Raw genomic sequence first — 701 nt, 5'->3', positions numbered from 1 at the left:
ATCTCCGAGGTCGCTCGGCGCCTCAACATCTGTGCAGAAGGGTTGGCCAATGATGCCTTGCTCGCGGACAGTGCCCTGTCTCAGGCCCGTCAGCGACTCGGCAAACAGCCGCTCGAGTGGCTGTTCAAACAGTGCGCCGATGTGTGGGGGCGGGAACGTTATCCTGAAGACCATTGGCACGGTTTACAGGTCTTTGCCATCGATGGGGCCCTGTTCCGAACCCAGGATATGCCTGAACTCAGAGCACATTTCGGCTCGGGTAACACCTCAACCAACCGGCAGACACCCTACCCGATGCTGCGGTTGGTCACGCTCATGAATGTCCGCTCGCATGTCATTGCCAACGCGGCCATCAGCCCGTACCGCAAAGGGGAAATCCCCCTGGCCAGCGAGTTCATTCACTCATTGCCGGACAAGTCAGTGACCCTGCTGGATAAAGGCTTCTTCGGTGCCGACCTGTTGCTGCGTATTCAGGCCGAAGACACCGACCGTCACTGGCTCATCCCGGAACGCAAGGGGCTGGTATACACGGAACTTGAGCGCTATGGCGACGGTGACCGTCTGTTGCAAATGACGGTCTCGCCTCAGGCTAGCAAGAAAAACCCGGCGTTGCCGACACACTGGCAAGTTCGCGCAGTGACCTATGAGGTGGCAGGCAAGGAGAAAACGGTCTTTACCTCCCTGCCCGTGGCGCGATTCAG

1 pseudogene is annotated in these 701 nt (G+C 58.9%); it reads left to right on the top strand.

Going from position 1 to position 701, the window contains the following annotated elements:
* Positions 1 to 701 (top strand): annotated as a pseudogene (locus PG879_RS20460) (IS4-like element ISAeme15 family transposase); the annotation flags it as partial.

This window comes from Aeromonas sp. QDB63 (genome assembly GCF_027707425.1).
Lineage (GTDB): Bacteria > Pseudomonadota > Gammaproteobacteria > Enterobacterales > Aeromonadaceae > Aeromonas > Aeromonas caviae.
Note: the sequence above shows the minus strand (reverse complement) of the source record. Positions and strands in the feature narration are given on the sequence as shown.